The 18,377-nt window shown below is 44.1% G+C and carries 18 protein-coding genes; 16 read left to right on the forward strand and 2 right to left on the reverse strand.

The annotated features are described in order from the left end of the window. Positions 1-16: 16 nt before the first annotated feature. The 7 genes from cntA (at position 17) to AC50X8_RS17365 (ending at position 6,873) form a co-directional block, all read left to right on the forward strand. Complete coding sequence (gene cntA, locus AC50X8_RS17335; RefSeq protein WP_494880605.1) at positions 17-1,651, forward strand: staphylopine-dependent metal ABC transporter substrate-binding lipoprotein; 1,635 nt, start codon at positions 17-19, stop codon at positions 1,649-1,651. Between the two features lie 26 nt (positions 1,652-1,677). After that, a complete protein-coding gene (opp1B, locus tag AC50X8_RS17340; RefSeq protein ID WP_056041833.1) occupies positions 1,678-2,610 on the forward strand; it encodes a nickel/cobalt ABC transporter permease in 933 nt (310 codons plus the stop codon). Next, positions 2,611-3,504 carry a staphylopine uptake ABC transporter permease subunit CntC gene (cntC, locus tag AC50X8_RS17345; RefSeq protein WP_494880607.1) on the forward strand — a complete coding sequence of 298 codons (894 nt, stop codon included), beginning with the start codon at positions 2,611-2,613 and terminating at the stop codon, positions 3,502-3,504. It begins immediately after the preceding gene. Between the two features lie 4 nt (positions 3,505-3,508). Continuing rightward, complete coding sequence (gene cntD / locus AC50X8_RS17350) at positions 3,509-4,330, forward strand: staphylopine uptake ABC transporter ATP-binding protein CntD (RefSeq protein ID WP_056041829.1); 822 nt, start codon at positions 3,509-3,511, stop codon at positions 4,328-4,330. Beyond that, positions 4,317-5,060 carry an ABC transporter ATP-binding protein gene (locus AC50X8_RS17355; protein WP_056041827.1) on the forward strand — a complete coding sequence of 248 codons (744 nt, stop codon included), beginning with the start codon at positions 4,317-4,319 and terminating at the stop codon, positions 5,058-5,060. The genes cntD and AC50X8_RS17355 overlap by 14 nt, the downstream gene beginning before the upstream one ends. Positions 5,061-5,122: 62 nt before the next feature. After that, entirely contained in the window at positions 5,123-6,313 is a 1,191-nt protein-coding gene (gene cntE, locus AC50X8_RS17360) for a staphylopine family metallophore export MFS transporter CntE (protein WP_494880609.1), read from the forward strand. A 251-nt stretch (positions 6,314-6,564) separates the two neighbouring features. Next, on the forward strand, positions 6,565-6,873 hold the full coding sequence (locus tag AC50X8_RS17365) for a hypothetical protein (RefSeq protein WP_056041823.1): 309 nt from the start codon (positions 6,565-6,567) through the stop codon (positions 6,871-6,873). An 81-nt stretch (positions 6,874-6,954) separates the two neighbouring features. Here AC50X8_RS17365 and AC50X8_RS17370 read toward each other — a convergent pair whose 3' ends face one another. After that, on the reverse strand, positions 6,955-7,617 hold the full coding sequence (locus tag AC50X8_RS17370) for a helix-turn-helix transcriptional regulator (RefSeq protein WP_056041821.1): 663 nt from the start codon (positions 7,615-7,617) through the stop codon (positions 6,955-6,957). A 169-nt stretch (positions 7,618-7,786) separates the two neighbouring features. Between AC50X8_RS17370 and AC50X8_RS17375 the strand changes: the two genes are divergently transcribed. From AC50X8_RS17375 to AC50X8_RS17410, 8 genes are all read left to right on the forward strand, one after another. After that, positions 7,787-9,187 carry an MFS transporter gene (locus AC50X8_RS17375; RefSeq protein WP_494861968.1) on the forward strand — a complete coding sequence of 467 codons (1,401 nt, stop codon included), beginning with the start codon at positions 7,787-7,789 and terminating at the stop codon, positions 9,185-9,187. Positions 9,188-9,206: 19 nt separating this feature from the next. Further along, complete coding sequence (locus tag AC50X8_RS17380) at positions 9,207-10,571, forward strand: FAD-binding oxidoreductase (protein ID WP_494861966.1); 1,365 nt, start codon at positions 9,207-9,209, stop codon at positions 10,569-10,571. A gap of 62 nt (positions 10,572-10,633) precedes the next feature. Next, positions 10,634-11,557 (forward strand): transposase, encoded by a 924-nt coding sequence (locus AC50X8_RS17385; protein ID WP_494880611.1) that lies wholly within the window; start codon positions 10,634-10,636, stop codon positions 11,555-11,557. Position 11,558: 1 nt separating this feature from the next. Next, the gene (locus tag AC50X8_RS17390) at positions 11,559-11,915 is read left to right on the forward strand and encodes a HesB/IscA family protein (RefSeq protein WP_494880613.1); all 357 of its coding nucleotides are present in this window, start codon (positions 11,559-11,561) and stop codon (positions 11,913-11,915) included. Positions 11,916-12,057: 142 nt separating this feature from the next. After that, entirely contained in the window at positions 12,058-12,240 is a 183-nt protein-coding gene (locus AC50X8_RS17395; protein WP_056041814.1) for a hypothetical protein, read from the forward strand. A 149-nt stretch (positions 12,241-12,389) separates the two neighbouring features. After that, positions 12,390-14,042 (forward strand): spore germination protein, encoded by a 1,653-nt coding sequence (locus AC50X8_RS17400; RefSeq protein ID WP_056041812.1) that lies wholly within the window; start codon positions 12,390-12,392, stop codon positions 14,040-14,042. 26 nt (positions 14,043-14,068) lie between these two features. Beyond that, positions 14,069-15,172, forward strand: a complete 1,104-nt coding sequence (locus tag AC50X8_RS17405; RefSeq protein ID WP_494861961.1) for a GerAB/ArcD/ProY family transporter — start codon at positions 14,069-14,071, stop codon at positions 15,170-15,172. Then, complete coding sequence (locus tag AC50X8_RS17410) at positions 15,165-16,355, forward strand: Ger(x)C family spore germination protein (RefSeq protein ID WP_494861959.1); 1,191 nt, start codon at positions 15,165-15,167, stop codon at positions 16,353-16,355. The genes AC50X8_RS17405 and AC50X8_RS17410 overlap by 8 nt, the downstream gene beginning before the upstream one ends. Before the next feature lie 169 nt (positions 16,356-16,524). On the opposite strand, the gene AC50X8_RS17415 is transcribed toward AC50X8_RS17410, so the two are convergent. Then, on the reverse strand, positions 16,525-16,941 hold the full coding sequence (locus AC50X8_RS17415) for a MarR family winged helix-turn-helix transcriptional regulator (RefSeq protein ID WP_155973513.1): 417 nt from the start codon (positions 16,939-16,941) through the stop codon (positions 16,525-16,527). 365 nt (positions 16,942-17,306) lie between these two features. On the opposite strand from AC50X8_RS17415, the gene AC50X8_RS17420 reads away from it, so the two are divergent. After that, the gene (locus AC50X8_RS17420) at positions 17,307-18,317 is read left to right on the forward strand and encodes an LLM class flavin-dependent oxidoreductase (RefSeq protein ID WP_056041805.1); all 1,011 of its coding nucleotides are present in this window, start codon (positions 17,307-17,309) and stop codon (positions 18,315-18,317) included. The last annotated feature ends 60 nt before the right edge of the window (positions 18,318-18,377 follow it).

An 18,377-nucleotide genomic window follows, 5' to 3' on the forward strand; every position in this document is an offset into this window, starting at 1 on the left:
TACAGGAGGATATGACATGACAAGAAAAATCGTTGTTTTATTATCTGCATTAATCGTTTCAATTGTATTATTGGCAGGCTGCAGTGGAGGTAATGATCGTAATGCTGGAAATGCTGGAAATGCTGCAAAAACAGAAGCAGCGGATCAAGGCAAGGAGCTGGTGTACGCCACAGCAAAAGATATTAATGATATGAACCCCCATCTGTATCCCGGCTCATTGCCAGCGCAAGGGATGGTGTACGAATCATTAGTTGAAAACACGGAGGATGGTATCAAGCCATTGCTTGCCGAGTCCTGGACAGTGTCTAACGATGGCAAAGTATACACCTTTCATTTAAGAAAAGATGTGAAATTCCACGATGGCGAGCCATTTAACGCCGATGCGGTAAAGAAGAATATAGAAGCGGTGCAAAGCAATGCAAGCAAGCATGCCTGGATCAAGCTTTCGACGAAAATTGTGAGCGTAAGCGTACTCGATGAGTATACGTTTGAAATGGTGCTGTCCGAGCCGTATTACCCGGCATTGCTTGAATTATCGATGACTAGACCCTATGTATTCATCTCGCCCAAAGATTTTGTTAATGGGGAAACGAAAGATGGCGTAAGCGGCCATAACGGCACGGGGCCCTATAAGCTGACCGAACATAAAACCGATCAATATGCGGTATTCGAAGCGAATGATAGCTATTGGGGCGGTGCGCCAAAGGTGAAGAACATTACAGCGAAGGTGCTTCCGGCAGGGGAGACAACCTTTTTGGCGCTGCAAAAGGGAGAGGTCAACTTTATATTTACAGATGATCGGGGCTCAGACAGCATTGATGTGGAGGCGATGAATCAGTTAATGGATTCGGGCGACTTCCAGCTTGTCAGAAGCAAAGCGATGAATACGAAAATGATCGTTGCCAACAGCAGCAAAGCGGATAATCCCGCCCATGAAACGGCTGTTCGTGAAGCCATTTGGTATTCGATTGACAGAGAAACGATCAGCAAGCAAATTTTTAGCGGTACGGAAACAGCAGCCCATACGCTATTTTCCGCTAACGTCCATTATGCCAATGTCGAGCTAAAGCAACGCGGCTTTAATTTGGATACAGCGAAGCAGCTACTGGAGAAAGCAGGCTGGATGCAGAAGAATGGCAGCGAGATTAGAATGAAGGACGGCAAGCCATTAGCGATGAAGCTTTATTATGACGTCAGCTCCTCCTCGCAAAAAACAGAGGCCGAGTTCATTCAAAACACAGTAAAAAAGATCGGGGTCCAGTTGGAGCTTATCGGCGAAGAATCTTCCTCCATTGCAAGCAGAAGAGCTACGGGAGACTATGATTTGCTGTTCAATCAAACATGGGGACTCGCCTACGACCCGCAGAGCACCATTTCCGCTTTTACTTCCGAGTCGGCTTATTACCACACGACAAGCGGCATCAACCAAGCGGATGAGCTGTACAAGAAAATTGATGAAGTAATGGTCACGCTGGATGAGGAAAAACGGAAATCGTTGTATGCGGATATTTTAGCGATCGTTCATGATGAAGCCGTCTTTATTCCCATTACCAATGGCAGCGTTACGATTGTAGCTCCCAAAGACTTGCAGGGTATTTCATTTAAGCAAACCCAATTTGAACTGCCCTTTGAGCAAATGCATTTTGAATAGATGATAACCAAAACAAGGAGCTTGCTATGGTCAGCTATATTATCAAACGGTCACTCCTTTCGATTCCGTTGCTTGTAATCATATCTTTTTTAACGTTTGGCTTGAACAATTTGTCCCCGTTAGATCCGGCTGAAGTCATATTGCACGCGCAAGGCGTGCCGGCCATTACGGATGAATTAATAGCGGAAACGAAAGCAGCGCTTGGGATGGATCGGCCATTTCTAATCCGCTATTTGAACTGGTTCGTGTCATGCCTGCAGCTTGATTTCGGGAACTCGTATGTTACCGGCAAAACCGTGTGGTCCTTGCTGGCTCCCGCTTTTCTAAATACGTTAAAGCTGACGTTGGTGTCGGCGGCTGCCATTATTGCGCTGTCCATTGGATTAGGTGTAATTAGTGCCCTTAGAGAAGGGAAAATGACCGATAAATCGATTAGAGGCGTTTCCTTTTTTCTAACCTCCATGCCGCCTTATTGGCTTGCGGCGCTTATGGTTTGGTATTTTTCCGTGCAATTGGATTTGCTGCCGACAAGCGGGATGGATTCGTACGCAAGTTATATTTTACCGGTTCTTGTAATCACGATCAGTTATACAGGCATTTATTTTCGAATCGTTCGAAGCTCGATGTTAAGTAATATGAATGAAGACTACGTGCTGTATGGCAGGGCAAGCGGTTTGCCAGAGATGAAAATAACGATGCATATATTGAGAAATTCATTGCAGGTTGCTGTATCAGTGTTTTGTATGGCGATCCCGATTATTTTAGGCAGCACGGTCGTTGTGGAAAATATTTTTGCATGGCCGGGGTTAGGAACGCTGAGTGTTAAAGCCATTCTTAGCAGGGATTTCCCGATCATTCAGGCGTATGTCCTTGTACTCGCCATGGCTTTTGTGCTGTTCAACACCGTTTCTGACATTATGAATGCGGCGATGAACCCTAAATTAAGGAAGGGACACTAAATGAAACGATTGCGATTTCTGTTGAAAGATAAGCTGGCCGCAGCTTCTTTATCGATTCTTGTTTTGACCCTGGCTGCCGGCATATTCGCTCCTTTATTTGCTCCGCATGATCCTGAAGAAGTGCATATGGAGCTTCGATATGCTGCGTCATCGTGGGAGTATTTGTTAGGCAACGATCACCTTGGGCGCTGCATTTTATCGAGATTAATTTTTGGAATCCGTCCTAGTGTGCTTTGGGTGCTTGCTGCATTGGCCGTATCAGTCGGAATTGGAGCGGTTTTAGGCTTAATAGCCGGTTACTTTAGAGGGATCATAGATGCCATTGTGATGAGAATTTGTGATGTGATGCTTTCTTTCCCTGGCTATGTCATGACCTTGGCCGTGATCGGTATTTTGGGGGTAGGCCTTGAAAATATTTTGCTCGCTTTCGTCTTGATGAAATGGGCATGGTTTGCGCGAATCATTAGAACTTCTGTGATGCAATATGCTGAATCCGACTATGTGAAATTTTCCAAAGTGCTTGGTGTCAGCAACCTCAAAATCATAGCCAAGCATATTGTTCCAGTAGCGCTTCCGGAAATTGCGGTCATTGCAAGCAGTTCCTTCGGTTCCATGATATTGCAATTATCAGGCTTTTCGTTTCTTGGCTTAGGCATTCAGGCTCCGAATGCGGAGTGGGGCATGATGTTAAATGAGGCGAGGGAAGTAATGTTCTCAAAGCCAGCGTTTATGCTCGCGCCCGGTTTAACGATTATTATAGTCGTATCGGCGATCAATTTTTTATCGGATGCGCTTCAGGTTGCTTTGGATACTAAATTATTGGCCTCCAAATATAAACAGCAAGCACGGGGACTTGCTGCCATTGCTAGACTACAAGGCAAGGAGGTGGCTTGATTTTATGGCTATTTTGGAAGTGGCGAATTTGAAAATTTGGGACAGCCAGACGGGTCAGGTCATTGTTCCGGGCAGCTCCTTTCATGTCAAGCAAGGCCGCTGCCTAGCCATTGTCGGCGAAAGCGGAAGCGGGAAATCCCTCACATGCAGAGCCATCATGAGATTAAACAAGCCTGGCATCCGCCAAGCTGGGGACATTTTGTTTAACGGGGTCAATCTCAGCGAGCTTTCAGAAAAGGAAATGAGGAAAAAACGAGGCAAGCAGCTGTGTATGATTTTGCAAAATGGAATGCGTGCCTTTGATCCTTCTTGCGTGGTCGGCGTTCATTTGCGGGAAACGCTGGCCTGCCATTTCGGTTGGGGCCGAGAAGAAATAACGGCTAAAATGAAACGTGCTATGGAAAGCGTGATGCTGAAAGATCCGATCGCGGTGATGAATATGTATCCGCATCAGTTGTCCGGCGGCATGCTGCAGCGGATTATGATTGCGCTCACTCTGGTGCTAGAGCCTGCTATCGTTATCGCGGATGAGCCGACGACGGCTCTTGATACGATCTCGCAGTTCGAGGTCGTTGAACAATTTATTCAATTGCGGGAGAAAATGGGCTGCTCGATGATTTTTATTTCACATGATTTAGGCATCGTCCGAAAAATAGCGGATGACGTTCTGGTTATGAAAGAAGGGGAAATTGTGGATCGCGGGACGAGCCCGTTTATTTTCTCGGAGTCTGCGCATGCCTATACCCGATATTTAGTATCCTCGAAGCAAGCGCTGAATGATCATTTCAAGCGATTAATGGGAGGAGTTAGCCTTGCTCAGCGTTGACCATGTTCATAAAACCTATTTAAAAGGCGGATTTTTCTCAAAAGAAATACAGCAGGTGCTGACAGACATTAGCTTCGAATGCGGGCAGGGTGAATGCTTGGGCATTATCGGGGAAAGCGGAAGCGGCAAATCGACATTGGGACGATTATTATTGGGGCTTGAAAAGCCTGATAGCGGAACGATTTTATTTGAGGGGAACAACGTAGAGGATCGACGAGCGAGACGGGGACAGATTAGCGCCGTATTTCAGGACTATTCCTCCTCGATTAACCCCTTTTATACAGTAGAACAGGCACTGATGGAGCCTTTGAAGCAGCAAAGCAGAGGTCGCCTTGAAGCTCAGGACAAAATGGATTTGCTCCTGCAGCAGGTGGGCTTAAACACGTCCTATCGAAAAAAATATCCGCATGAGCTATCGGGTGGGGAAGCTCAACGCGTATGCATTGCAAGAGCCGTTGCAACAGAACCAAAATGTATCGTATTTGATGAAGCGATTAGCTCTTTGGACGGCTCCGTGCAAATGCAGGTGCTGGAATTGCTAAAAAGCTTGAGGAAAATTTACAACATGGCTTATATTTTCATCACCCATGATATTCAGGCTGCCGCTTATATTTGCGATAAAGTTTTGATGATTAGAAATGGTCAAATCGAAGAAATGGTCCATATGGAACAATTAAAAGACGTCCAGTCAGCGTATGCAAGGAGATTGCTGCAGATGATCATTACCTGACGCTAGCAGCAAAGAGAGTTCCAGAGCCAGTCACAAGGAGAATAGAGGAAGGAGCAGAAGTGGTGAGAGGAGCTCTATCATGGCCTTTTGTTCGATTATATATTTTGACCCTGTTGTATTTTAGTGCAAACTCCATACTTAATATCATTATCCCCTTGAAGGGAGAATCGCTTGGCGCTACCAATACAACGATTGGTATCATTATGGGGGCGTATTTATTTACAACGATGTTTTTTCGGCCATGGGCGGGCAAAATGATTCAAAGGTACGGACCCATCCGTGTGCTGCGCACCATTCTTATTATGAATGGCTTTGCTTTAATCCTATATACGTTTACGGGATTAGAGGGCTATTTCGTCGCTCGCATGCTGCAAGGCGTATGTACGGCTTTTTTCTCCATGGCTTTGCAACTGGGCATTATCGATGCGCTGCCAGAAAAGGATCGTTCACAGGGGATTTCCATGTATTCCTTATGCGCTTCGATGCCGGGTATTATTGGTCCATTACTGGCTTTAGGCATTTGGCAAACAGGGCAGATGAATGATTTTACAGTGGCGATGATTGCCATTGCTGTCCTTACAGGCGTAGTAGGGTATAGCGCCAAAATGGACAATCAAGAGGCCAAGCCTTTTCCCGACAAGTCAGAGCAGGGGGCAAAAATGTCCGCTTCCTTTGGCCAGTTATTCAAAAACCCGCATTTGTTCAAATGCAGTGTGCTGATGCTGATCGCTTCCCTTGTATTTGGAGCGGTAACCACCTTCATACCGCTTTACGCTGCACAAGTCGAAGGTGGCAATGCGGCTATTTATCTCATGCTGCAGGCAGGAGCGGTAGTCGTGGCCCGATTTGTATTACGAAAGAAAATTCCATCAGACGGAAAATGGCATTCAGCTTTTATCATGGTTATTATGCTGATGCTAGCTGCAGCGGCGTTATGTGTGGGCTTTTCTGCAAGGGGTGGAGCCGGGTTTTTCTATGTCGGTGCAGGTTTGATGGGGATCGCTCAGGCGCTGCTTTATCCTACATTAACAACTTATTTAACGTTTGTATTGCCGCAATTGAATCGTAATGTATTAATTGGTTTATTTATTGCGATGGCGGATTTGGGCGTTTCGCTTGGAGGAGTTATTATGGGGCCGATAGCGGATATTTTTTCTTATTCCTTTATGTATATGATATGCGCGATATTGGGCGTGTCGATGATTGTTTTTTCTTATGAGCGACGTAAAATTTTTGTTGAATATAAGAAATGATAAGTACGATCCTTATAATGGGCTTCTATTTCAACGCGAAACGGTAGCTTTGCAGCCAGAGGACGGCGGCAGCCGTTTATGCATGGGATCAAAATAGAGCTGCTGCGTGAAAGCAAGGCTTGAGCTCGTATCACGCACTCCAAGCCGCAGAAATAGGGGAGGCCATAGCCTTCCATGTCAAACATACAAGCCGCATTCTCTTTCTGCGAATACAATAACGTGTATTCCAAAACCGAAAGGGGATAATTATTTTGAACAGAAATAATTACTATAATATGGGTGTTATAGGCAATATGGGTAATGTAGGCGGTATGAATGACATGAACTTTTGTCCCGATTGTCCAACGCAGACGATCTATGATCCTCCGATTGTACAATACGAGAACTACTATCACCCACAGCTTGTGAATGTCGTTCAAAACATTGAAACCGTGAAGCAGCATCATTGTTGTCCTGTCTACAAGCAGCATTTCACGCATACGGAGAAAAATGTTATGGTTTCGAGTGCGAGACGCGCAAAGCGGGCTAAAGCATCTGCTAATAAACGTTCAAAAAAATAGGCTGAATAGTAAACTAAGACCCGTAAGAACAGCTGCTTGGTGAGCCAAGCGACCGTCTTGCGGGTCTTTATTTAAGCAGAATTAGGCTTGCTTGCCTATGCTAACCCTGTAGACACAGTTTCGGCCTCCCACCAAAATATGCTCCACCCGTTCGATAAGCGCCTGCTCTCCGAGAACAGCTCGGAATAAATGCAGCTCATTTTTACATAACCCGGTACAGACTACGGCAGCCTCGCAAATCGGACAATGCTTCTCAATAAATAGATAGCTCCCATCGTCTTGCTCCTTAATCTCGGCCATATAGCCTTCATTTGTTCGAATCTCGGCCAGCTTCTCTAGCTTGTCCCTTATGTCCGATGCGTCACCAAGGTGCTGAAGATATTGCGCTTGCATATTTTTATCCCGGACAGCGAGCAGCTTGTCTAACCCCTCGTTACCGAAAGCCTCTCTCATCGAATGGATCAAACTGACGGACAACTCCGAATAACCGCTTGGAAAAAAACGATTAGCTTCGGGAGTTAATCTCCATAGCTTTGCCGGCCGGCCCATGGGGCGGGCTTCTTCTTCATGTGTAACTAATCCTTCTTCTTTCAGGGCATTTAAATGCTGGCGAATCGCCATTCCAGATAGCATAAATTCGGAGGCTAGTGCCATCACATCCATCCCGCCCTGCTGCTTTAGCAGATCAATGATCGCTCTTCGGGTTCTGGTCGAGGAATCTTTATTTGTTTGATTTCGGCTCATGGTGCCCTCCTTATTAAGCAACTGAATCTACTACATCGCTCCTTACATTTTAAATAAAAATGTTGACAAAGTCAAAGGCGAACGGTACCGTATACTTTGTAAAGAAAAATGTTTACTAAGTATCCGGATACGGTGTATACATAACAATCTTGTTTGGAGGTCAATTTTAATGTCTAATCATCAAAGCATTTTCAGCCCGCGTTACTTTGCATTGTCTATAGGAATTATCCTGTCCGTGATGGCGGTTGGATTCGAAGGCCTTTCGGTAACGACGATTGCTCCTTCCATCGCTGGCGACTTGAACGGCATTGACCTATTTGGCTGGATATTCAGCACGTATCTGCTTGCGCAGATTATTGGCACCTTGGTCGTTGGTCGTATCATTGATCGAAAAGGGCCAGCAGCACCGTTCACTTACGCCCTGTTATTATTCATCGTTGGACTGATCGCTGCGGCGACAGCAAGTGATATGTATATGATGATTTTGGCCCGAGCCATGCAGGGCCTAGGTGCCGGTGCCATGATGACTTGTGTTTACACGGCAATATCTTTAAGCTACCCCGATGAATTACGTGCGAAAATACTCGGAGCATTCGGTACTGCCTATGTGCTTCCATCTATGCTCGGCCCATACGTTGCAGGCCTTATCGCCGATCAATGGTCCTGGCGCTTCGTTTTCTGGGGAATATTACCGATCCTGATCGTTTCAGCGCTGCTTAGCCTGCCTGCTTTTAGGAAGCTGAAAACGCAGGGGACACAAGGGGAAAATGGAGCTGCCGCTACATGGATGGCGTTGCTATTGACGGTCGGTACGGGGATTTTATTAGTTGGTCTCAGCAAGCTGCCGACCATTACAGGGTTTGTTTTAGGCATTATCGGCTTAGTGCTAATGGTATATCCGCTGCGCAAACTGCTCCCCAAGGGAACGCTTGCTATGAGAAGAGGCATGCCGGCTATTCTCGCAACACGTGGGCTATTCTTCGCCGCTTATACGAGCACACAAAATTTTCTGGTATTGGCTTTAATAGATGTGAAAGGAATTACGCCTTCTCAGGCCGGATTAATTGTAGCTAGCGCCGCACTGAGCTGGTGCGTCATTGCTTATCTGCAAGGACGTTGGGATTCGGCAGACCAGGGACGTGGACGTCATACAAGAATTATTCTGGGTGTGCTGCTGCTTGCAATTGGGATTGCCTTCGTATTTTGGGTACCCGTTGTAACCGTTGCTGTCGCGGTTATTGGCCAAATTATAGCGGGGATTGGAATCGGATTGGCGCATCCGATTAGCGGCGTAGTGGCTTTTTCCCAAACAGGTGAAGAAGGGGTTGGCAAAACCTCGGCAAATCTGCAATTTGCAGATTCTTTTACACCGGGCGTCGTTATCGGGATAGGCGGTTCTATCCTAGTTGTTTGCCAAGCTGCCGGGATGTCGATGCAAGCTGCATTAACTGTAACGATGGGTTTTCATCTCTTGTTAATCGTTATGAGTTTATTAGCTAGCACACGGATTACACCAGCAACTGAAGCAAATAGAGCAAGTCTTCAAACTTCAGGCTTGAAAAACAAATAAACGAAAGGAGAGATGTACAATGTTTAACACCTTAAAAGCTAATATTGATGGAAATCTCATTTTACCAGGAGAGCAAGGGTACGACGAAAGAAGAAAGGTGTGGAATTTGGCCATTGATAAATATCCGGCAGCCATATTGGTTTGCAAGACTTCAACCGATGTTGTCGCTGCCGTTCAATTTGCCAAGGAGAAAGACATCCCCGTTTCCATTCGGGGTGGTGGTCATCATGTTGCTGGAACAGCCGTTTGCGATAAAGGTATCATGATTGATTTATCCGATATGCGTAAGGTTACCGTAGACACTATAAGGCGTATAGCTGTTGTAGAACCAGGCGCAACTTTAGGGGATGTCGATGCACAGACGCAGAAATACGGTCTAGCTACTCCGACAGGAACGGTTTCAGAAACGGGCATTGCGGGACTCGCTTTATGCGGTGGACTCGGTTATCTAAAAGGGATGTACGGCATAACAAGCGACAATTTGATTTCGGCGCGTATCGTTACTGCTAACGGGGAAGAGAATCAAGTAAGCGAACAGGAAAATCCCGATTTGTATTGGGCCATTCGTGGTGGCGGGGGCAACTTCGGAGTCGTCACTTCCTTCGAATTTCAGCTTTACCCTATAGGTCCTGAAGTTTTGGCTGTCGATGTCATGTATGACTATAAAGATGCGAAGCAGATTTTGCAAAAAGCGCAGGCTTTCCTGCAGCAGGCACCGGATGAAGTGTCCTTTAATATGATGACCTTTCAGCTGCCTTCGCTGCCTAGTGTGCCTGAAGCAATGCATAACAAACGCGTTATAGTGATTGCCGGGTTATATGCAGGTGATAAGGCAGATGGGGAAAAGGCCATTCAACCACTGCGTGAATTGGCTATCCCGATTGCCGATCAAACGGGTATCGTTCTATATACTGAATTACAAAGTAGGTTCGACCTAGCAGCTCCGAAAAATGTTCCCGTTTATGGAACGTCACTTTTTGTTAAAGAATTGAACGATGAAATCATTGATACGCTGCTCAGCAAACTGGAAAACCCTCCAAGACCGTCTTTACTGGTACAATTCTGGAGCTGTCACGGCCGGATGAATCGCATACCTTCCGATGCTACCGCATTTGCTGTTCGTGATGCATCGTTTCTTCTCAGTTTGGATGTCGACTTTCCCATGGAGGAAGCGGAGAAGTGTGCCGATTGGATAGAATCCGTTTACGAGGCGTTATTGCCCTATTCGCTTCGCAAGTCATCTTATCTGAATACCGTTCGAGCCGATGAGCAAATAACGAAAGATGCCTATGCAGCTAATTACGAGAGGCTGCTCGCCATCAAGCAGCAATACGATCCGACAAACTTTTTCCGCAAAAATCATAATATTGACCCGCAAATTTAGTTTTCTTTTTGCAGGATTAATACTGCTGAGCAATGGGGTAGACCTTTTGAGGAGTGTTCGCCTTGCTTTCGAAAAATCGGCAAGAGGAAAATCGCAAAATATATTTTCGACCCGAATTTACTTTTTGCCCGCATTGTGAGAAGAAATTACAGCGTGCCCACACAGGATGGCACAAAAAAATTACGACGTTAAACGGTATTATTGAAGCATGGAGTATAGCCTACACATGCAAAAATATGATTTGCTCACACAAAGGCATCTTCTACAAATCAGCGGAAGCCGAAATGCTAGGCATGAAACAGTCATCCTATGGTGGGGATGTGCTAGGTCTTTTAGGAGAGTCTTGCTTTACACCTCATATGACGGTAAGCGAACTCACTGCTGCACTTCATGTGACGACTGAGCTCAATGGCGGCATTGTTTTGTCGATGCACGGTGTGCAGCAAAAAAAGGGGAACGAAACGCTCTACATCTTATATGAAGTATTTAGCGGCACGGTAATTGCTGCAAAAAATATGGAAAGTGGAACGGTTGCGGAACTTCAAGCTCTCATTTTGTCAGTCATTAAACTAGGATTTCCGATTGTAGGTATCGTGTTTGATGGCCAGTATAGTTTGCGCTTGGTCTTTGAAGGCTTGCTTCCCGGTTTACCTTACCAATACTGCCAATACCGCTATATCTCTAAACCAATTTTAGGGGAAGATCGCAAACTAAAAAAGCGACTGAAAAAGAATATGCGAGCTATAAGAGATTTTGAAAGAAAAATCGGGCTAATGGAAAAAAACATCAGCAAGCAATCAGATGAAGCCGGCACTTCAATTGGTGGAATGGCTGAAATTAATCTGGCCAAGAAATATACCGCAGCTGCTCGGGCTTTATTGTTGGAAGGCGGGGATCCCCCGTTTAACCTCCCCGGTATGCTGATCTATGAACGAGCACAAGCCATTCAGGCTTCGTTATCGCGATACTTAGTGAGGAGTGACTGAGATGATAGAAATCAGTGAAAAGGCCAAATCGGCTATCTATCAAATGATCTTGGATAAAAATATTGCTGATCTGTTTCTTCGAGTAGGTATTGAAGACGGCGGATGCAGCGGATTATCTTACAAAATTAAACTAGACGATCTGTTGACGGAAGAAGATGAGGTATTGCCGACTGAAACCTTCAATATCGTATGGGATAAACGGAGCATCGAATTTTTAGAAGGGATCAAAATTGACTACCAAAATCAAGGCATGACTGGCGGATTTACGATCGACAACCCTAATGCGAAAGCCTCCTGCGGCTGCGGCGCGAGCTTCAGAACAGCAACCTACAAAGGAAGCCGTAAAAAGTGTGACTGAACTGACAATTAAAATTTAGGAATAGAGGGGTGTGAAACAAGGTCGAGGCATAGGCGATAGTGAAATCTGAGGGAAATGAATAAATGAATGGAAATTCATCATAATACTCAAGTACACTTACCTATGGATTGGGGGATAAAACATGCTCGACAGCCTCGAGAGTAATTATGATTGTGCAAATGCGGGAGATGATCTGCATCAACTTAAGCAGGAGCTCGAATCGCTTCGTGAACAGCAAGCGGAGGACAAAGAAGCACAAGAAGCGATCAATCGACTTGAAAATCAAATTTCGTTCATATTGAACAAATGTGATATCAACCATTAGTCCGAATTTGTGAAAAAATGAACGCTAGCCCGATTTAGATCGTCAACTTCGATCTAAATCGGGCTTTTTGATTTTCTGAAAAATGGTGCATGAAAAGAAAATAAAGGGACAAGTTAAAATTGAGCTTTATTTAGGAAGGATGGAATAGCGTGTGGTCTGTTATAATATCGCACCTCCCTGATTGGAAAGTTTGTGCGCAGGCTATTTTAAGCCTGATCATTGCTATTACTCTTTATTATCTAAATAAATATTTGCGGTCATTAGTTACAAAAAAGAATGCTCCTATCCAAAAAGAACGGAAGAGTAAGCACCATGCCGCTCCTTCGAATTTGTCCGAAGATTATGATGAAAATTTGAATGCAATTAAACAAGCTATTGGCAGTAACAGTGATGTCCATTTTCGTGAATTTCAAATAACAGAATTTCATGCTCGGGCTACGCTCGTTTTTGTAGATGGGATGCAAAATGAAGAGCTGGTCAGTAAGCAGGTCATGAACATTTTAATGAAAGATGTTAAGCATGATATGACTGACGGGAGCCATTTCGTTAATCCATTGGAGTTCTCCTCGTATCTTAAAGATAAAGTACTACCTGTTTGCGAAGCCTATGAAGTTGCAGAACTTCATGATTTAAAACAATCCATTTTGATGGGTTTTACAGCCTTGTTCATTGAAGGCATGCCTCACGCCCTGCTTATCAGCTCGTCAGGAATGAAGACCAGGGCAATCAATGAACCAAGCTCTGAGGCTTTGCTTCGAGGTCCTCGTATCGGATTTACCGAGGTATTAAGTGAGAACACATCGATGCTGCGCAGACAAGGCTACAGTGAAGATCTGGAAATAAATATGTACGAGGTAGGAACTCGAATTAAAAAGAAGCTGGTTATTGCTTACATGAAGGAAATTGTTAATCCAGACCTGCTTCAGGAGGTAAAAGATCGAGTTGGAAAAATCAATATGGATTTCATTGCTGAATCGGGTTATGTGGAACAGCTCATTGAAGATGATTACCTAAGCCCATTTCAGCAAACTCAAAATACAGAACGCCCGGATCGGGTCATTAGCGGATTGTTAGAAGGAAGGATTGCCATTCTATTGGACGGCACTCCTTTTGCTCTAATTGTTCCAGTGACGTTTAGCATGCTGCTGCAATCGCCTGAGGATTATTATGATCGTTGGCTGCCGGGGACTCTTTTGCGCATGCTGCGATTTTTCGCAGCGTTCTTGGCCCTTATGGCACCAGCTTTGTATATTTCGTTTATTTCCTTTCATCCGGGCTTAATCCCGACAGAGCTTGCCGTTACGATCATTGAAACAAGGCAGGGTGTCCCTTTTCCTTCATTGATAGAAGTGATGATTTTGGAAATATCGATTGAAATATTGCGTGAGGCAGGCATTCGCTTGCCTAAGCCTATTGGACCGGCAATGGGCATTGTTGGCGGTTTGATCATTGGTGAAGCAGCGGTCCAGGCAGGAATTGTCAGTCCTTTTTTGGTGATCGTAGTCGCTGTGACGGCTATATCGTCTTTCTCGATACCCGTATATAGCGCAGGGATTACACTGCGTATATTACGTTTCGCTGGCATGTTATGTGCGGCAGTGCTAGGGATGTTTGGAACCATTTTGTTTATATTGTTAATTTGCGGTCATTTAAGCAAGCTGAAAAGCTTTGGAGTTCCTTATGTGACTCCGATCTCACCGTTTCGCTTTAACGACTGGAAGGATTTATTTCTGCGTTCCCCGCTGCCTTTTATGAATAAACGACCGGACATGATGAAGACGCAAGATAAGAAGCGAAGATAGTAACGGCTTAGAGAGGGGGCGCAAACGTGTTTATTCGCAACGATGATAAAATCACCACAACACAAACATCGATCTTTATTACGGATTCAGTGCTGGGGGCTGGTATTTTGACCTTGCCCCGAGGTGTGATCGAAGCTGCACAAACACCGGATGTCTGGCTTTCTGTGCTATTAGGCGGCATTATCGTCATTTTGGTAACGATGGTCATGGTGAAATTAAGTCAGCAATTTCCTAATAACACGGTATATCAATACTCTAAAAGAATTGTAGGCACTATACCTGGCGGAATCTTAGGTGTTTGCTTGATTTGCTATTACATTATTATTGCGGGTTTTGAGGTAAGGATATTTGCAGAGATAACCATGTATTACTTGCTGGAAGGAACTCCGATCTGGGCTATTGTCATTCCCTTTATTTGGGTGGGCACCTATATTTGCTTTGGAGGGATTAATTCCATTGCACGAGTTTTTCAAATTATTTTCCCAATCAGCATTCTAATACTGGTGCTTTCGTATTTCCTCAGTATTCGATTATTTGATATTGATAATTTACGTCCTGTTTTGAGCGAAGGCGTCCTCCCCGTATTCAAAGGGTTGAAATCAACTGTACTTATATTTACAGGATGCGAAGTAATCATGACTCTCGTCGCACATATGCAGCATCCCGAGCGGGCAGTCAGAGCGACTGTTGCAGGAATAGGCGTTCCTTTTGTGCTATATCTTATGACTGTAGTCGTCGTCATAGGGGGAATGTCAATTGATTCGGTGCTGAATAGCACCTGGCCTACAATCGATCTTCTTCGCAGCTTTGAAATTACAGGATTAATTTTTGAACGTTTTGAGTTTCCGTTTCTAGTCATTTGGATGATGCAGTTATTTTGCAATTTCACCAGTTTTTACTTTAATGCTTCGTTAGGAATTTCACAGGTTTTTCATCTTAAAATTCACCCGGTGATATTTGGATTAATCCCCGTTATATTTATCACTACGATGCTTCCTGTGCGAATAAATGAAGTTTTTAAGCTAGGTGATACGATAGGCAAGATGGGGATCTTTTTGTTTTTTCTCGTGCCTGTCTTACTTACTGTCATATTGCTCTTTAGAAAGAAGGTTTTGAATCATCATGTATAGATTTAAAAACTTGTTTGCTTTACTTCTTTTATCGTCACTTGTTGTCACTCAAGGCTGCTGGAGCAGTAAAGAAATTGAGGATTTAAGTGTTTATGCAGGTCTGGCTCTGGATGTAGGGGAACGGCCTGAAGTTGAACGCAATCTGGAAAGACAAGGCGCCAATTATAAGAAAAAAAATCTGATTACAGCTACCATACAAATTGTTCCAATAAAATCGTTCGAACGGCAAGAAAAGTCAAAAGAGAAGCAGCTGTTGAAGTATTCAAATTTGCGCCTAACAGGGGATTCTGTCTTTGAAATTATGCGCCAATACTCAACAAGAAGGGAACGTCCAGTCATCGGGCACCATCTTAAAGTCATAGTAGTATCTACAAAAGTGGCACAACAGCATAAGATGGACCAACTAATGGACTTCGTGCTGCGTGATAATGATATACGTCCTAGCTGCCGGGTATTTTTTAGCAAGGGGAAGGCTTATGATACCTTTATTAGTAATCAACCGGAAGAAGTTCCCGCTTTTCGGATAAACTCGATGATCAATAATAGTTTCAGAACCAATAAGGTAATGAATGAGGTCAATCTGACTCGAATCGATGGATTGATTCATTCCAAGCAAAGCTTCTTGCTGCAAAATATTGTTAGTTCAAAGGGGGAAATAGAATTCTCAGGTGCCGGTATCATTAAGGGGGATTCGAGCAAATGGATTGGCGATTTGAATCAAGAAAATGTGGAAAGTCTATCCTGGATTCAAGGAACAGGTCAAGGAGGAGTAATCAAAAGTTATAATTGGAGAAATGAGAACATTACCTATGAGATTAAATCCATGAAAAGTAAAATGACTGCAAAACTGCAGGGTGATGAGATTTCCTTTCACGTTGCCATTGAATCAGACGGGAGATTGATTGAAAATTGGGATACGGAAGAAAATCCATCCAAGCTAACTTATTTAAAGGAAGCAGAGAAGGTTTTTGAAAAAAGATTAACGACGATGATTGATCATGTGATGGAGAAAATGCAGTCTAAATATAAGGTAGACGTAGCTGGATTCGGGAAATCTCTCGCTATTAAATATCCGCATAAATGGAAAAAGGTTAAGGACAACTGGGACGAAGTGTTCAGCCGGGTTCCCGTAACCTTTGAAATTAAATTGAAGATTACTGATTTTGGTTCTTCGACAAAATAAACTTATGCTCAGTTAGGGGGTGCATACAAACGATAAAAAGCGGTTCATTCATGGTGAATGAATGTCATGAAAAGGCCTCCCTCTAATGAAGAGGGAGGTAAGGATCGTCAGTAGAGGTGCAAAACTTGGATTCGTATATACGTTGGGTTTTGATTAATTATGGATAAGGTTATATTTTTTTGATGAGTATTTGTAATTCTTGTTTAATATTCTGTTCAGAAGCAGCAGAGAGATAAATTTGATGAAAGGTATCGATACATTTCCTTACTTCTTCTTCACCTCTTGCAGATAGACGTGTATAAACACCGCGGCGATCGCCCTCGCAAACATCTCGTTCAAGGCCCTTACAATTTTTTGCTTCTAGCCTGGTTACAAGCCTGGATACAGCACTTTGACTTAGCCCAACCAAGTCAGGCAGGTCTTGTAGTCTCAATTTTTTATCATCTGCTAGTAATAAATGATAGAGCACATAAAATTCTTTCAAGGTTATATTATGTTTATCTTGAAATGCAATTTCGAGTTTATTATTTATTTTCATTTGAATATGCGAAAGGGATAACCAATTATCTAAAAGTTCGTTATTCATAATAAGATTCTCCTATTCTATAAAATGAAGACCTATGATTATCGTATGGCACGGGGTTATACATAAATCCATTTAATCTATGATAACGTTTGTTTTGTTTCAAGTCCATTTTGTTTTACTTTGAAAAGGCAATAATAAGGAATAAGGGCTCAAGGAAACCTTGAAACCTGTAATAGGTAGTCTTTTAAAAGAATTACATGATATTGACATGTCATATTTTGCGTGCAATAATGTATGCGTGCGAATGCATTTATTTTTTGTCGTAGTGTCGAATCGTCAAGTGGATAGTAATGGAAATATAAATATACCCGTTTCTGTCTTGGATCTTGCCCGTAAGCCCACAGGGAAAAGGAGGAATGATTAATATGATTAAATTAGGTGTGCTTGACCAAGTACTTGTCCCTGAAGGCAAAACAGCCACAGAAGGACTGCAGCAATCGACTCGTCTCATACAAGCGGTGGAGGAACTAGGCTACTCCCGTTTTTGGGTGTCCGAGCATCATTCCATGCGTGCGCTTGCTTTCTCAAGTCCGGAGGTGCTAATCGCCCATTTGGCAGCTGCAACCTCCCGTATTCGTGTCGGTTCTGGCGGTATCATGCTTCCACATTACAGTGCCTACAAAGTTGCAGAGAATTTTCGGCTGCTGGAGGCGCTTCATCCAAACCGTATCGACTTAGGTTTGGGTCGGGCACCGGGCGGTATGCCGCTTGCGACCAGAGCGCTGCAACAGGATAAATACGTTGATGTGAATAAATACCCTCAGCAGGTGCAGGATATTATCGGCTATTTGCATGGTTCAATGCCTGCTGGGCATCCGTTTGAGAAGCTGCTCGCTGCACCTGCTATTTCGACGGCACCTGAAATATGGCTGCTTGGTTCCAGTGGTGAAAGTGCAAGAATAGCGGCAAGGCTGGGCACTTCTTATGCGTTCGCGGAGTTTTTCGGCACGCCTGGCGGAGAAGAGGCGATGCAGCATTATAACGAGCATTTTAAATCTAACAACGTATTACAAAATCATCCACGTTCTATAATTGCAACTATTGTGATTTGCGCTGAAACGGAAGAAGAAGCGAATCGATTGGCGATGAGCAGCGATTTGTTATTCCTCGGTATTCAAACAGGTCTGGAGGTGCCATTTCTGCCCTCTGTGCAGACTGCAGCCGATTATCCGTATACGGAGCAGGATCGGCATCATATTCTGCAAACTCGCCAGCGGCGGGTTATCGGTACGCCAGAACAGGTAAAGAAACAACTGCTTCTGATGAGCAAGGAATACAATGTTGGGGAGATTCTCATCAATAGCCCGATTTATGATGAGAAAGCGCGAATCCATTCCTACAGGCTGATTGCAGATGCATTTGGGATGAGCGTGTAGCAGCTTGAATTTCAAAAGCATATAAAAAAACAGGTTCGTGAATCGCTCTAAGAGCCATTT

It is taken from the genome of Paenibacillus sp. JT22N15, from assembly GCF_059383755.1.

What these genes read in the sequence shown, in the direction of transcription:
- AC50X8_RS17375 (WP_494861968.1), top strand. Translation starts at nt 7,787, where the DNA reads ATGTCTAATCATCAAAGCATTTTCAGCCCGCGTTACTTTGCATTGTCT.
- AC50X8_RS17370 (WP_056041821.1), bottom strand. Translation starts at nt 7,617, where the DNA reads ATGAGCCGAAATCAAACAAATAAAGATTCCTCGACCAGAACCCGAAGA.
- AC50X8_RS17395 (WP_056041814.1), top strand. Translation starts at nt 12,058, where the DNA reads ATGCTCGACAGCCTCGAGAGTAATTATGATTGTGCAAATGCGGGAGAT.
- cntD (WP_056041829.1), top strand. Translation starts at nt 3,509, where the DNA reads ATGGCTATTTTGGAAGTGGCGAATTTGAAAATTTGGGACAGCCAGACG.
- cntC (WP_494880607.1), top strand. Translation starts at nt 2,611, where the DNA reads ATGAAACGATTGCGATTTCTGTTGAAAGATAAGCTGGCCGCAGCTTCT.
- AC50X8_RS17380 (WP_494861966.1), top strand. Translation starts at nt 9,207, where the DNA reads ATGTTTAACACCTTAAAAGCTAATATTGATGGAAATCTCATTTTACCA.
- AC50X8_RS17415 (WP_155973513.1), bottom strand. Translation starts at nt 16,941, where the DNA reads ATGAATAACGAACTTTTAGATAATTGGTTATCCCTTTCGCATATTCAA.
- AC50X8_RS17390 (WP_494880613.1), top strand. Translation starts at nt 11,559, where the DNA reads ATGATAGAAATCAGTGAAAAGGCCAAATCGGCTATCTATCAAATGATC.
- AC50X8_RS17410 (WP_494861959.1), top strand. Translation starts at nt 15,165, where the DNA reads ATGTATAGATTTAAAAACTTGTTTGCTTTACTTCTTTTATCGTCACTT.
- cntA (WP_494880605.1), top strand. Translation starts at nt 17, where the DNA reads ATGACAAGAAAAATCGTTGTTTTATTATCTGCATTAATCGTTTCAATT.
- AC50X8_RS17420 (WP_056041805.1), top strand. Translation starts at nt 17,307, where the DNA reads ATGATTAAATTAGGTGTGCTTGACCAAGTACTTGTCCCTGAAGGCAAA.
- opp1B (WP_056041833.1), top strand. Translation starts at nt 1,678, where the DNA reads ATGGTCAGCTATATTATCAAACGGTCACTCCTTTCGATTCCGTTGCTT.